The organism is Pseudomonas sp. H1_F01 (assembly GCF_054681425.1).
The window spans coordinates 1415436-1429384 of sequence record NZ_CP162823.1 but is presented as its reverse complement, the minus strand read 5'-3'; the positions used below and the strand labels follow the sequence as shown (position 1 = coordinate 1429384).

Sequence of the window (13949 nt, the reverse complement as noted above, 5' to 3'; positions counted from 1 at the left end):
GTTCTACCTCAGCTTCAGGGTGGCAAGGCCGATCAGCACCAGAATCACGGTGATGATCCAGAAACGGACGATCACGCGCGGCTCGGGCCAGCCCTTGAGTTCAAAGTGGTGGTGGATCGGCGCCATGCGGAATACGCGGCGGCCGGTCAATTTAAAGGAGGCAACCTGAATGACGACTGACAGGGTCTCCATCACGAACACACCGCCCATGATGAACAGGACGATTTCCTGGCGAACGATGACGGCGATGGTGCCCAGGGCCGCGCCCAGCGCCAACGCGCCGACGTCGCCCATGAAGACTTGCGCCGGGTAGGTGTTGAACCACAGGAACCCCAGGCCGGCACCGATCAGCGCTCCGCAGAACACGATCAGCTCGCCCGCCCCTGGCACATAGGGGATCAACAGGTATTCGGCGAATTTCACGTTACCCGACAGGTAGCAAAAGATCCCCAGGGCGCCGCCGACCATGACCGTGGGCATGATCGCCAGGCCATCGAGGCCGTCGGTGAGGTTGACCGCGTTGCTCGAACCGACGATCACCAGGTAGGTCAGCACGATGAAACCTGCACCCAGCGGGATGCTGTAGTCCTTGAGCATCGGCAGGATCAGGGTGGTCTCCACCGGCGAGGCGGCGGTCATATAAAGGAAGATCGCCGCGCCGAGGCCGAACACCGACTGCCAGAAATACTTCCAGCGACTTGGCAGCCCACGGGAGTTCTTCTCGATGACCTTGCGGTAATCGTCGACCCAGCCGATGGCGCCAAAGAGCAAGGTCACCAGCAGCACGACCCAGACATACCGGTTCGCCAGGTCGGCCCAGAGCAAGGTGCTGATGCCGATGGACGACAGGATCAGCGCGCCGCCCATGGTCGGGGTGCCGGATTTGGACAGGTGTGATTGCGGGCCGTCGTTACGTACCGACTGGCCGATTTGCAGATTCTGCAGGGTGCGGATCATCCACGGGCCCAGGAACAGCGACAACGACAGCGCGGTCAGCACACCCAGGATCCCGCGCAGGGTCAGGTACTGGAAGACCGCGAAGCCTTTGTGGAACTGTTGCAGGTACTCCGCTAGCAGCAGCAGCATTAATGTTTCTCCGTGGAGGCACCGCACAGCGCCGCGACGATGTTTTCCATCGCTGCGCTGCGTGAGCCCTTGATCAATAAGGTGGTGTTCGGATCCTGCTCGGCGCCCAGGGCCTGGATCAGTTCGGCCTGAGTGGTGAAATGCCGTGCGTGCTCGCCAAACGCGGCGACCGCATGGGCCATCATCGGACCGACCGCATAAAGCGCGTCGACCTTGCCGCGCGCATAGGCACCGACATCGTGATGCCCCTGTTGCGCCCACTCGCCCAGCTCACCGATATCCCCCAGCACCAATACGGTACGGCCGGAGAAACCGGCGAGGATATCCACGGCCGCGCACATGGACGACGGATTGGCGTTATAGGTGTCGTCGATCACGCGCATACCGTTGCTGGCCAGTTGCGCAACACTGCGCCCCTTGACCGGCTGCACGGCGTTCAACCCGGCGACGATGCCCGGCAGCGACACGCCCAGCGCATGGGCAGCCGCTGCCGCGGCCAGGGCGTTGGCAACGTTATGGGTGCCAAGCAGGTTCAACTGCACCCGCTCGGCGCCATCCGGGCTGTGCAGGTTGAAGGCCGGGCAACCGCGAGCATCGCGGTCCAGGTCGCTGGCGTAGAAATTCGCGGCGAGGTTGCTCAGGGCAAAGGTCAGCACCTTGCGCTCGCCCGCCCGGGTCTTCCAGATTTCGAAGGCCTTGTCGTCGAGATTCAGCACCGCGACACCATCGGCATCCAGCCCCTCGATGATCTCGCCCTTGGCCTCGACGATTTTTTCCGGGCCGCCGAACTCACCGACGTGAGCAGTCCCGGCATTGTTGAGCACCGCCACATGAGGCTTGGTCATGCCCACGGTGTAGGCAATCTCGCCGAGCCGCGAAGCGCCCAGTTCGATGACCGCGGCGCTGTGTTCCGGCGCCAGCTCCAGCAGGGTCAGCGGCACCCCAAGGTCATTGTTCAGGTTGCCGCGAGTCGCCAGCACCGGACCACGGGTGCGCAGAACGCTGGCCAGCATTTCCTTGACCGTGGTCTTGCCGCTGGAGCCGGTGATGGCTGCGACCGGGTTGCCATATGCCGCGCGGTTCAGCGCACCGAGCTGGCCCAGGGCCTGGCGGGTGTCGTTGACGAGCAATTGCGGCAGCGTGCTGTTGGTCACTTCGCGCTCGACCAGGGCCGCGACCGCACCTTTGGCGGCGACCTCGTTCAAGTAATCGTGACCATCGAAGCGCGGCCCAGCCAGGGCGACGAACAATTGCCCCGGCGCGATCGCCCGACTGTCGATGCTGACGCCGTCGAACGTGGCGTCCGCGGCGATGAGGCGCGCATTCAGGGCGCTGGTCAGTTCGCTGAGCTTCAGGGCCTTAAGCATGGGCCACCTCCCACGCGGTCAGGGCATGATCGGCTTCCACCAGGTCGGAGAAAGCATGGCGTTCGCCGTTGATTTCCTGATAGTCCTCATGACCCTTGCCGGCCAGGACGATGACATCGTCCGCCGAGGCACTGGCGATCAACTGGGCAATAGCCTGGCCGCGACCAGCCACGAAGGTGACGTTATCCACAGCCATAAAACCGGCGCGGATGTCGTCGAAAATCCGCTGCGGGTCTTCGGTACGAGGGTTGTCGTCGGTGACCAGCACGCCGTCTGCCAGCCGCTCCACCACCTCGGCCATCAGCGGACGCTTGCCGCGATCACGATCGCCACCGCAGCCGAACAGGCACAGCAACTTGCCCTTGGCGTGAGGACGCAGGGCCGTGAGAACTTTTTCCAACGCGTCGGGGGTATGGGCGTAATCGACCACCACCAGTGGTTGAGTCCCACCGCCCAAACGCTGCATGCGACCGGCCGGGCCCTCGAGCTTCGGCAAGACCTTGAGAATTTCGTCCAGCGCGTAGTCCAGGCCGAGCAAGGCACCGATGGCCGCCAATACGTTGCTCAGGTTGAAACGGCCGAGCAAGGTGCTGCGCAAATGGTGCTCGCCCTGGGGCGTGACCAAGGTGGCGCGCACGCCTTCGTCATTGAATTGCGCCTGGCGTACATAAAGATAGGCGCCGGCATCTTCCAGGCTGTAGGTGATCAACCGCGACTCGCGCTTTTCGGCAGCCAGTTGCCGACCGAATTCGTCATCGAGGTTGATGACCCGGCACTTCAGGTCATTCCAGGCAAACAGCTTGGCCTTGGCTTCACCGTAGGCCTGCATGGTGCCGTGATAATCCAGGTGATCCCGGGACAGGTTGGTCAACACCGCGACATCGAACGCCAGCGCGGTCACACGGCCCTGGTCCAAACCATGGGAAGAGACTTCCATCGCAACGGCCTTGGCACCAGCCTTTTTCAGGTCCGCCAGGGTCGCTTGCACGGCAATCGGGTTCGGCGTGGTGTGCAGTCCGCTTTCCAGCGCGCCATGGAAGCCGTTGCCCAGGGTCCCGACAATGCCGCAATGCTGGCCGAGCAGGTCGAGGGCCTGGGCCACCAGTTGGGTCACGCTGGTCTTGCCGTTGGTGCCGGTCACGCCCACCAGGTTCAGGTGACGGCTCGGGTCGCCATAGAATCGCCCGGCGATGTCCGACAGCTGCGCCGCCAGGCCCTTGACCGGAATCAGCGGAACGTCGGTGATCGGCAGCACTGTCGCGCCTTGCACTTCATAAGCCACGGCAGCCGCGCCACGCTTCAGGGCATCGGCAATATGGTCGCGACCATCGAAACGGGCACCCGGCACCGCCAGGAACAAATCCCCGGCGCGGACATTGCGGCTGTCCAGGGCCAGCTCACGAATCAGCAGATCGTGACCGGCGTGGGCAAAAATCTTGTTCAGGCTCAGGGACATCAGCCACGCCCTCCTTCGGCTTTCAAGGGAACGACCGGTGCGGTATTGGCCTGCTGGGTCGGCGGCAGGTTATCCGGGGTAATGTTCATCAGGCGCAGGGTGCCGGACATCACTTTGCTGAACACTGGCGCCGAAACCAGGCCACCGAAGTAGCCTGCCTTGCTCGGTTCATCGATGACCACGACGATGGCATAGCGCGGGTCGCTCATCGGGCCGAAGCCGGCAAACAGCGAACGGTAGGAGTTCTCGGCGTAGCCTTTGGTGCCCACGGAGGTCTTACGGGCCGTACCCGATTTGCCTGCCACGTGATAGGCCGGCACCTGGGCGCGATAGACACCGCGCGGCGCCTCGATCACCTGTTGCAGCATGCCCTGCATGGTCTTGGCGACGTTCTCCGGGATCACTTGGGTGGTCTGCGGCGCCTTGTCGGTCTTGATCAGGGTCAGCGGGGCGATACGGCCATTGTTGGCCAGCGCAGAGAACGCGTGGACCAGTTGGATCGCCGTCACGGAAACACCATAGCCATAGGACAACGTGGCGGTTTCAGCCTTGCGCCAGTCACGGTAGTTCGGCAGGTTGCCGACACGCTCGCCCGGGAAGCCCAGGCCGGTGTCCTGGCCGAGGCCGATTTTCTGGGCCAGGCGATAAATCGTCTCACCGCCGATATCGAAGGCGATCTTGCTCATGCCCACGTTACTGGAGTTGATCAGGATGCCGGTCAGGTCGAGCACCGGGCCTTCGGTCTTGGACACGTCGCGGATGGTGTACTTGCCGATCTGCAGGGTGCCCGGGTACACCTCGACGGTGTCGCTCGGTTTCCAGCGCCCGGTTTCCAGGGCGGCGGCCATGGACACGGCTTTCATGGTCGAACCGGGCTCGAACACGTCGATCATCGCGCGGTTGCGCATCATCGCCGGTTGCAGGTTGCGACGGTTGTTCGGGTTGTAGGTCGGCTGGTTGACCATCGCCAGGATCTCGCCGGTCTTCACGTCCATGATCACCAGGCTGCCGGCCTTGGCACCGTTCTCGACGATGGCATTGCGCAGCTCACGGTTGGCCAGGTATTGCAGGCGCAGATCAATGGACAACGCCAAGGGCTTGCCGGCCTTGGCGTTTTTGGTGACTTGGACATCCTTGATCAGCCTGCCGCGCCGGTCCTTGATGACCTGGCGCTTACCGGCGACCCCGGCGAGCCATTCGTCATAGGCCAGTTCGACACCTTCGCGCCCTCGGTCATCGATGTCGGTAAACCCGACCATGTGGGCCGTGACTTCACCAGCCGGGTAGAAACGCCGGAACTCTTCAATGCCGTAGACACCGGGTACTTTCAGGTCGAGCACGCTCTGGCCCTGCTCGGGCGTCAGGCCGCGCACCAGATAAATGAATTCCTTGTTGGCCTGGGCTTCGAGGCGCTCGGCCAGGGCCTTGGGATCCTGCCCGAGGGCCGCGGCCAGTGCCGGCCATTTTTCCTTGGCCAGCTGCATCTCCTTGGCGTTGGCCCACAAGGTGGTCACCGGGGTGCTCACGGCCAGGGGTTCGCCATTGCGGTCGGTGATCAAGCCTCGGTGAGCCGGGATCGGAATATGCCGGACACTGCGCGCATCGCCCTGACCCTTGAGGAAATCACGGTCGACGACCTGCAGGTCGATGATGCGCCACGAAATCGCCGCCACCATGATCCCGAGCAAACCCAGGACCAGACGAAACCGCCACGGGAACAGCGCCCCTTCGAGTTTCATCATGGCGCCACCATCTGCACTTCGGCGGCGCCGGGAATGCGCATTTTCAGCTGCTCGGTGGCCAATACTTCGATACGGCTATGGGCGGTCCAGGTGCTCTGCTCCAGGATCAACCGGCCCCATTCGGCCTGCGCCTTGTCGCGCACGCTCAGCTCGTTGTAAAGGGAATTGAGAAGCTGCCGGTTCCAGTGCGCGCTATAGGACACGCCGATGGCCGACACGAGCACGCCGATAAACAGCAGCAGCATGAAAAAGCTGCCGCCGGGCAGTGGCTTGGCGAAGAGCTTGCTCACCGCAACTTCTCCGCGACACGCATGACGGCGCTACGGGCACGTGGGTTGGCCTTGAGTTCAGCCTCGGAGGCGAACTGCGCCTTGCCATGGATTTTGATTTTTGGCACGAAGGCTTCGAAACGCACCGGCAGGTTGCGCGGCAGGTTATCGGCTTCGCCCTTGGTGAGTTTGCGCATGAACAGCTTGACGATGCGGTCTTCCAGGGAATGGAAGCTGATCACCACCAGCCGACCGCCAATCTCCAGCGCTTCAAGCGCCGCTTCGAGACCGACTTCCAGATCGCCCAGCTCGTTATTGACGTGGATGCGCAAGCCCTGGAACGCACGGGTCGCCGGGTTCTTGCCCTTTTCCCAAGCCGGATTGGCAACTTTCAGCACCTCGGCCAGGTCGCCGGTGCGCTCAAATGGCTTGATGTCGCGCCGCTCGACCACGGCACGGGCCATACGGCCGGAGAAACGCTCTTCACCGTATTCCTTGAAGACGCGAGCGATTTCTTCCACCGGAGCAGTGTTGACGAATTCGGCGGCGCTGATGCCACGGGACGGGTCCATGCGCATGTCCAGCGGGCCGTCATTGAGGAAACTGAAGCCGCGCTCCGGGTCGTCCAACTGCGGCGAAGACACGCCCAGGTCGAGCAGCACGCCACTGACCTTGCCGGCCAGGCCACGCTCGGCGACTTCCGAAGCCAGCTCGGCAAAGCTGCGTTGCACAATGACAAAGCGGCCGTCTTCGGCCGCCAGCGCTTGCCCGGTGGCAATCGCTTGAGGATCCTTGTCGAACCCCAGCAACCGACCACCCGGACCGAGCTTGCTGAGAATCAACCGGCTGTGTCCGCCACGCCCGAACGTACCGTCCAGATAGCAGCCATCAGGACGTACGGCGAGAGCCTCGACGGCTTCGTCAAGCAGTACGGTGATGTGGTTAAAGCCGCTATCAATAGTCACAGGATCAAATCACGCAGTTCATCAGGCATGGCGCCCGGTTGTTGAATAGCAGCGAGGTCAGCGGCAGAAACCGCATTCCAGGCATCTTCGTCCCACAGCTGGAACTTGTTCAGTTGGCCCACCAGCATCGCGCGCTTGTCCAGCTTGGCGTACTCGCGCAGGCGCGGTGGAACCAGGAAACGACCGCTGCCATCGAGTTCGAGGTCGACGGCATTACCGATCAGCAAGCGTTGCAGACGGCGATTTTCTTCACGCAACGAAGGCAGTGCGCGCAATTTGGTTTCGATGATTTCCCACTCATCAAGAGGGTAAACACACAAACATGGGTCAACGGCGTCGATCGTGACGATTAACTGCCCCGAACTTCGCGAAACGAGCTCGTCACGATACCGGCTCGGCATGGCGAGACGGCCTTTTGCATCGAGACTGATAGCGTTAGCTCCGCGAAACACGTCTGCGTTTCTCCACTTTTTGGCGTTTTACCTTCAAAAAAACCCACTTCATGCCACTTTCCGCCACTTGCGCACACTATAGGAATGCGCCCACCGCACCGTCAAGGCGCGGATTGAAGGAAAAGCCTTATAGATCGGAGATTTAGGAGCGTTTCAGGAGGGGTAACAAGAATCTGACGTAGGAATTTTCGCCTCAACCCGAATGAGCACAGGAAGCTGCGCGCACAAGTTAAAGTGATTTATTAAGAGTAAGATTTTTTTGGTATTAGGAACTGCGTCTGCCAGTGATTCCGGCAGGGAGGGAAAAAGGTGGAGAGTCGATCTGTAAGCCGGGTTCTGTCTTGAACAGTCATTCGTCTACGATGGCCATCACTGGACATCTTTAGCAACCTACCCGGTCCCAGCGCGGGCCACGCCTTGGGACCCTATTTGGTCTTGCTCCAAGTGGGGTTTACCTAGCCACGAACTGTTGCCAGACGTGCGGTGCGCTCTTACCGCACCTTTTCACCCTTACCGGCGCCGAAGCGCTTAGGCGGTTATTTTCTGTGGCACTTTCCGTAGGCTCACGCCTCCCAGGCATTACCTGGCACTTCGCCCTATGGAGCCCGGACTTTCCTCCCCCCCCTAATTCTCATAGAGGGCAGCGACTGTCCGATCGACTCTCCGCCGCGAAGGTTAACGGTAGAGCGCTTGAAGAACAAGCGCTAAAAGCCTTGGGCCAGCCCTGCGTCCCGCTTTCACTGATCCTTCTGTTTTTCCAGTGCGACCTGGTACAGCACATTCTTGCGCTCGCCAGTGATCTGCGCCGCAAGGGCCGCAGCACGCTTGAGCGGCATTTCTTCGAGTAGCAGGTTCAGGATGCGCATCGCTTCGCTGCTGACAGCGTCTTCACTTTCCGGGGCTGTCCACCCGGCCACCAGCACGACACACTCGCCGCGCTGCTGGTTGCTGTCGCTTTCGACAAACGCCCGCAGCTCTGCCAACGGCAACCCCTTGAGGGTTTCGAAGGTCTTGGTCAACTCACGAGCCAGCAACGCCGGGCGCTCGGCGCCGAACACCAGCTCCATGTCTTGCAGGCATTCCAGAATGCGGTGCGGCGCCTCATAGAAGATCAGCGTGCGTGGTTCTTCCTTTATAGCCTCCAGGCGCGCCCGTCGCCCCACCGCCTTGGCCGGCAGGAAACCCTCGAAGATGAAACGGTCCGACGGCAGACCCGCCGCCGACAGCGCTGCGATCAATGCACAAGCCCCTGGCACCGGCACCACGCTGATGCCCGCCGCCCGGGCCTGGCGCACCAGATGATAGCCAGGGTCGGAAATCAGTGGCGTACCGGCATCGGAAATCAGCGCGACGTTATCGCCCGCCAGCAGCCGGGTAATGAAACGACTGCCTTCATCCCGTTCATTGTGTTCATGACAGGCCGCCAACGGCGTGGAAATGCCGAAATGCTGCAGCAGGCGCTGGGAGTGACGCGTGTCTTCGGCTGCGATCAAAGCAACTTCCTGCAGGATTTTCAGCGCCCGGGCACTGATATCGTCCAGGTTGCCGATGGGCGTCGCCACCACATAAAGCGAGCCGGCAGCGGAATTCAAAGCACCTGGAGCAGTCAAGACACATACCTCATGATCGGTAAAAACCGCCATTGTAGCGTGTAGCGGCGGTCTCGGCTGTTCGTCCTTGAGCGACGACAGTGCAGGACGCTCTGACGGCCTTTTGTGTTGCCCCGCACTCTTTGAAATACCTAAATTGATCGATTCACACCACTAACATCGCGCCCCGGCCAGTGCTTGGGTACAATTCGACGCTAATTTGATCTCGTATCAGGAACACTTACATGATCGCTTGCCTGCGGCTGCTCTCCGCCCTCTGCCTCGCTGCCCTCCTGGCGGCTTGCGCCAGCTCGCCCTCGTCCAGCCTTGGCGAACTTCCACGCACCCCGGATGCCAGTATCGAGCAGTTGCTCGAACAGGCCACTCAAAGCAAAAATCCGGAAAAAGCCGCCCTGCTGCGCCTGAGCGCTGCCGACCTGGCCTACCGTCAGGGCAATGCCGGCCAGTCCGCACAGATCCTGCAACAAGTGCCGATGGAACAACTCAAGCCCGGCCAGCAGATTTTCGCCAGCACGCTGTCGGCTGAACTGGCGATGACCCGCAACCAGCCCAAGGCGGCACTGACCGCCCTGAGCCACCCAAGCCTGCAACACCTGAGCGAAATGCCGGTGGAGCAACAGGTTCGCACCGGTACCGTCCGCGCCCGCGCCCTGGAGGCCGATGGCCAGACCCTGGCCGCCGCCAAGGAGCGCATTTTCATCGCGCCCCTGTTGGAAAACGACGCTGCGGCAAAAAACCACGAAGCCATCTGGTCGTTGATCGCCTCGCTGCCCACCGACCAGTTGCAGCCAAGCTCCAACGACGACCTTGGCGGCTGGCTGAGCCTGGCCCAGGCCGTCAAGACCGCCGGCACCCTGGAACAACAGCAGGCGGCCATCGACCACTGGCGCGAACAGAACCCGAAGCACCCTGCCGCCCTGCAACTGCCGACACCCCTGGTCAAGCTCAAGGAGCTGGCGAGCCAGCCGCTGAGCAAGATCGCCCTGCTGCTGCCACAGAATGGCCAGTTGGCTGCGGTTGCCAAGGCCTTGCGTGAGGGCTTCATGGCCGCGCACTACCAGGCCCAGCAGGCCGGTCAGAAGCCGCCAAGCATCCAGTTCTATGACAGCTCCAGCCTGACCTCCATGGACGAGTTCTATCGCAAGGCCCAGGCCGACGGCGTGCAACTGGTAGTCGGACCGCTGGAAAAACCCCTGGTCAAGCAGATCAGCACCCGCCCGCAACTGCCGATCACCACCCTGGCGCTGAACTACAGCGAAGGCGAACAAGGGCCACCGCAACTGTTCCAGTTCGGCCTGGCCCCCGAGGATGAAGCCCGCGAAGTCTCCCGGCGCGCCCGCGCCGATGGCCTGCATCGCGCCGCCGCCATGGTACCGAAGGGTGAATGGGGTGATCGCGTCCTGAAAGCCTTCAGCCAGGACTGGCAGGCCAATGGCGGCACCATCATCGCAATCGAACGGGTCGACCAGCCGGTGCAACTGGCCCAGCAGATCGCCGACATGTTCCAACTGCGCCAGAGCGAAGGTCGCGCCAAGAGCCTGCAAAGCACCGTCGGCACCACGGTCGCGGCCCAGCCGTCCCGTCGCCAGGACATCGAGTTCATCTTCCTGGCCTCGACGCCGCAACAGGCCCAGCAGATCAAGCCGACCCTGAACTTCCAGTACGCGGGTGATGTGCCGGTCTACGCGACGTCTTCAGTGTTCAGCGCCAGCGGCGACCAGAACCAGTACAACGACATGAGCGGTATCCGCTTCTGCGAAACCCCTTGGCTGCTCGACGCCAATGACCCGCTGCGCAAGCAGGTCACCGCACAGTGGCCACAGGCGGGTAGCAGCCTGGGCCGGTTGTACGCGATGGGTGTAGACGCCTATCGCCTGGCACCACGCCTGGGCCAGCTCAAGACGTTGCCGGACAGCCGCATCGAAGGCCTGTCGGGCAGCCTGGCAGTGTCTCCAACCCAGCGCGTACAGCGTCAACTGCCTTGGGCCGAGTTCGTCAATGGCCAGGTGCAGCGCCTGCCGGATACCCAGCGCTGATGCCCGACCGATCACGCCAGCAAAGCGGACGGGATGCCGAGGGCCAAGCCCTCGCGCATCTCCAGCAACAAGGCCTGCGGCTGGTGGCGCAGAACTGGTTGTGCAAACGCGGCGAGCTTGATCTGGTCATGCTTGACGGCGATACAGTAGTATTCGTCGAAGTCCGCTACAGAAAAAATACTCAATGGGGTGGCGCGCTCGACAGCATTGACGAGCGCAAGCGCCAGAAGCTGGTTTTCGCCGCGCAGTATTTTCTGCAACGCGAGCCTCGCTGGGCCGATCATCCCTGCCGCTTCGACGTGGTTGCCATCGACAGCAACGCCGCCCAGTTGAACTGGCTGCAGAACGCCTTCGACAGTTGAGCGCCCATGCCGAGCCGGACACCTTCACCTAACTTTTTTGCTCTTTGCTTTGCGCGCCGCACATGTTTGTGCCGATAAGCCGCGCTACTTAAGGTCACACAGATGGACATGCAATCGCGAATTCGCCAGCTTTTTCAGGCCAGTATCGACACCAAGCAACAGGCGATGGACGTACTTGCACCGCACATCGAGCAAGCCAGCCAAGTGATGGTCAACGCCCTGCTCAACGAGGGCAAGATGCTTTCGTGCGGCAATGGCGGCTCGGCCGGCGACGCCCAGCACTTCTCTTCGGAACTGCTCAACCGCTTCGAACGCGAGCGCCCGAGCCTGCCGGCGATCGCCCTGACCACAGACAGCTCGACGATCACCTCGATCGCCAACGACTACAGCTACAACGAAGTATTCTCCAAACAGATCCGCGCCCTGGGCCAACCCGGCGATGTGCTGCTGGCGATTTCCACCAGCGGTAACTCGGCCAATATTATTCAAGCGATCCAGGCCGCACATGATCGCGAAATGATTGTCGTAGCATTGACCGGTCGTGACGGCGGCGGCATGGCGTCCCTGCTATTGCCAGAAGACGTCGAGATCCGCGTACCGGCCAATGTCACCGCACGTATCCAGGAAGTCCACCTGCTGGCGATCCACTGTCTTTGCGACTTGATCGACAGCCAACTGTTCGGGAGTGAAGAATGACCCCTAATCGCCTAGGCCTTCTGGCCCTGACCCTGTGCCTCGGCATCAGCGGCTGCACATCGGTGGTTAACGCCAGCCGGGAAAAGCCGATTGAAGACGATCGCGGCACCCGCACCTTCGGCAGCAAGATCGACGACTCCCTGATTGAAACCAAGGTCGGCGTGAACATTGCCAAGGCCGACCCGGACCTGGACAACAACTCGCACATCGTCGTCACCAGCTTCAACGGCGTCGTACTGCTGGCCGGCCAGACCCCACGCGCCGACCTCAAGGCCAAGGCCGAACAGGAAGCCAGCGCCGTGCAACGGGTCAAGACCGTGCATAACGAACTGCAGGTCCTGCAACCCTCCTCGCTGCTGGCGCGCCAGAACGACGCCTGGCTGACCACCAAGATCAAGACCCAGATGCTCACCGACGCCAGCATTCCCGGCTCGCGTATCAAGGTTGTGACTGAGAATGGCATTGTCTATTTGCTGGGGTTGTTGACCAAGAAAGAGGCTGCGCAGGCGACCAATCTGGTGCAGGGTGTGTCCGGGGTGCAGAAAATCGTCAAGTTGTTTGAGTACATTGACTGATATAAATGCAGGTACAAGAACGGCGCTTTTTCCTGGAAAGGAAGGCGCCGTTTTTTTATCGCTTCGTTTTGGTTGGTTGGTTGGTTGGTTGGTGTGTATATCCGTTACCGCAGAAACGGATATACACACCAACCATGACACAAAAAAAATGCCCACATCTCACGATACGGGCATTTTCTTAACCAGGTCACCAAGCTTTCAAACAGCCTGTATCTGGCACATATCTACCTACTTCACCACTTTCAGACTCGGCCGCCCGCTAGGACGCGGCGGCTCGTCATCCGGTGGCGGCAGGTCATCATCCGGCTCGAACTCTTCTTCGCCATCAAGCGGCGCTTCCAGCTCAAACACCATGCCCTGGCCATTCTCCCGAGCATAAATCCCCAGGATCGCAGCAATAGGCACGTACAAAGTGTGCGGCACGCCACCGAAGCGCCCTTCGAAGCTGACGGCGTCGTTATCCATATGCAAGTGACGCACAGCGGCTGGCGACACGTTCAAGACAATTTGCCCGTCATTGGCAAAACCCTGCGGCACCTGCACCGACGGAAACTCGGCGTTGACCAGCATGTGCGGGGTGCAATCGTTGTCCACAATCCACTCGTAGAGCGCGCGGACCAGATAAGGTCGACTGGAGTTCATAGCGGCTCCCTAAGCCTTAGCGCATGTCACGTTCGACGCCAGACAGACTCGCCTGGAAAGCCTCACGCGCGAATTGGCGCTCCATATAATCAAGCAGCGGCTTGGCAGGCCGCGGCAGTTCGATACCCAGAATCGGCAAACGCCAGAGTATGGGCAATAGGCAGCAATCCACCAGACTTTGTTCCTCACTGAGGAAAAACGGCTTATCGACGAATAGCGGCGATACGCCAGTCAGGCTTTCACGCAATTCCTTGCGTGCCACGACCCGCGCCGGCTCCTTGGTCCGAGAATCCAGGATCAGATCCACCAACCCGCACCAGTCACGCTGGATGCGATGGATCAGCAAACGGCTGTTGGCCCGCGCGACAGGGTACACCGGCAGTAAAGGTGGATGCGGATAACGCTCATCCAGATATTCCATCACCACGGTCGACTCCCACAACGCCAGGTCACGATCGACCAGTGTGGGCAGGCTGCCATAAGGGTTCACCTCGATCAGCTTCGGCGGCTGACGGCCCGCTTCGACGTAAATGATCTCGGCGCTGACACCCTTCTCTGCCAGTACGATGCGTACCCGGTGGGAATAGTGGTCGGCGGGGTCGGAGTAACAGGCCAACCGATTGGTCACGCCCATGGCGATCCTCCTCGCTTGTTGAAATTATCGAAAAACGGAAAAACGAGCGCGCCCAGA

The 13949-nt window shown here is 61.3% G+C and carries 14 protein-coding genes and 1 other RNA gene; 4 read left to right on the top strand and 11 right to left on the bottom strand.

All coding sequences use genetic code 11. The features are described from left to right. Window positions 1–3: 3 nt before the first annotated feature. The 9 genes from mraY to rsmI all read right to left on the bottom strand — a co-directional run bounded on the left by mraY (window position 4) and on the right by rsmI (window position 8980). On the bottom strand, window positions 4–1086 hold the full coding sequence (gene mraY / locus AB4O09_RS06645) for a phospho-N-acetylmuramoyl-pentapeptide-transferase (protein WP_003205349.1): 1083 nt from the start codon (window positions 1084–1086) through the stop codon (window positions 4–6). Next, entirely contained in the window at window positions 1086–2453 is a 1368-nt protein-coding gene (locus AB4O09_RS06640) for a UDP-N-acetylmuramoyl-tripeptide--D-alanyl-D-alanine ligase (protein WP_043042279.1), read from the bottom strand. Before AB4O09_RS06640 ends, mraY begins: the two co-directional genes overlap by 1 nt. Further along, the gene (locus tag AB4O09_RS06635; protein WP_003205351.1) at window positions 2446–3909 is read right to left on the bottom strand and encodes a UDP-N-acetylmuramoyl-L-alanyl-D-glutamate--2,6-diaminopimelate ligase; all 1464 of its coding nucleotides are present in this window, start codon (window positions 3907–3909) and stop codon (window positions 2446–2448) included. Before AB4O09_RS06635 ends, AB4O09_RS06640 begins: the two co-directional genes overlap by 8 nt. Continuing rightward, window positions 3909–5648 carry a peptidoglycan D,D-transpeptidase FtsI family protein gene (locus AB4O09_RS06630; protein ID WP_162893922.1) on the bottom strand — a complete coding sequence of 580 codons (1740 nt, stop codon included), beginning with the start codon at window positions 5646–5648 and terminating at the stop codon, window positions 3909–3911. The genes AB4O09_RS06635 and AB4O09_RS06630 overlap by 1 nt, the downstream gene beginning before the upstream one ends. Continuing rightward, entirely contained in the window at window positions 5648–5941 is a 294-nt protein-coding gene (gene ftsL / locus AB4O09_RS06625) for a cell division protein FtsL (protein ID WP_003205353.1), read from the bottom strand. Before ftsL ends, AB4O09_RS06630 begins: the two co-directional genes overlap by 1 nt. Continuing rightward, window positions 5938–6885: a 16S rRNA (cytosine(1402)-N(4))-methyltransferase RsmH gene (rsmH, locus tag AB4O09_RS06620; RefSeq protein WP_003205354.1), complete on the bottom strand. Its 948-nt coding sequence runs from the start codon at window positions 6883–6885 to the stop codon at window positions 5938–5940. Before rsmH ends, ftsL begins: the two co-directional genes overlap by 4 nt. Further along, the gene (gene mraZ / locus AB4O09_RS06615) at window positions 6882–7337 is read right to left on the bottom strand and encodes a division/cell wall cluster transcriptional repressor MraZ (protein WP_003205355.1); all 456 of its coding nucleotides are present in this window, start codon (window positions 7335–7337) and stop codon (window positions 6882–6884) included. Before mraZ ends, rsmH begins: the two co-directional genes overlap by 4 nt. Window positions 7338–7646: 309 nt before the next feature. Beyond that, window positions 7647–8000, bottom strand: an RNA gene (rnpB, locus tag AB4O09_RS06610) — RNase P RNA component class A. Between the two features lie 74 nt (window positions 8001–8074). Next, window positions 8075–8980 (bottom strand): 16S rRNA (cytidine(1402)-2'-O)-methyltransferase, encoded by a 906-nt coding sequence (gene rsmI / locus AB4O09_RS06605; RefSeq protein WP_080561008.1) that lies wholly within the window; start codon window positions 8978–8980, stop codon window positions 8075–8077. Window positions 8981–9171: 191 nt separating this feature from the next. Here rsmI and AB4O09_RS06600 point away from each other — a divergent pair, with 191 nt between their 5' ends. The 4 genes from AB4O09_RS06600 (at window position 9172) to AB4O09_RS06585 (ending at window position 12616) form a co-directional block, all read left to right on the top strand. After that, on the top strand, window positions 9172–10983 hold the full coding sequence (locus tag AB4O09_RS06600; RefSeq protein WP_003205357.1) for a penicillin-binding protein activator: 1812 nt from the start codon (window positions 9172–9174) through the stop codon (window positions 10981–10983). Next, window positions 10983–11345: a YraN family protein gene (locus AB4O09_RS06595; RefSeq protein WP_003205358.1), complete on the top strand. Its 363-nt coding sequence runs from the start codon at window positions 10983–10985 to the stop codon at window positions 11343–11345. Before AB4O09_RS06600 ends, AB4O09_RS06595 begins: the two co-directional genes overlap by 1 nt. 102 nt (window positions 11346–11447) lie before the next feature. Beyond that, the gene (locus AB4O09_RS06590; protein WP_007928463.1) at window positions 11448–12041 is read left to right on the top strand and encodes a phosphoheptose isomerase; all 594 of its coding nucleotides are present in this window, start codon (window positions 11448–11450) and stop codon (window positions 12039–12041) included. Then, window positions 12038–12616 carry a BON domain-containing protein gene (locus AB4O09_RS06585; protein ID WP_003178201.1) on the top strand — a complete coding sequence of 193 codons (579 nt, stop codon included), beginning with the start codon at window positions 12038–12040 and terminating at the stop codon, window positions 12614–12616. Before AB4O09_RS06590 ends, AB4O09_RS06585 begins: the two co-directional genes overlap by 4 nt. A gap of 228 nt (window positions 12617–12844) precedes the next feature. On the opposite strand, the gene AB4O09_RS06580 is transcribed toward AB4O09_RS06585, so the two are convergent. Beyond that, window positions 12845–13258: a ClpXP protease specificity-enhancing factor gene (locus tag AB4O09_RS06580; RefSeq protein ID WP_003205360.1), complete on the bottom strand. Its 414-nt coding sequence runs from the start codon at window positions 13256–13258 to the stop codon at window positions 12845–12847. Between the two features lie 16 nt (window positions 13259–13274). Continuing rightward, window positions 13275–13892, bottom strand: a complete 618-nt coding sequence (locus AB4O09_RS06575; RefSeq protein ID WP_003178195.1) for a glutathione S-transferase N-terminal domain-containing protein — start codon at window positions 13890–13892, stop codon at window positions 13275–13277. Window positions 13893–13949 lie beyond the last annotated feature (57 nt).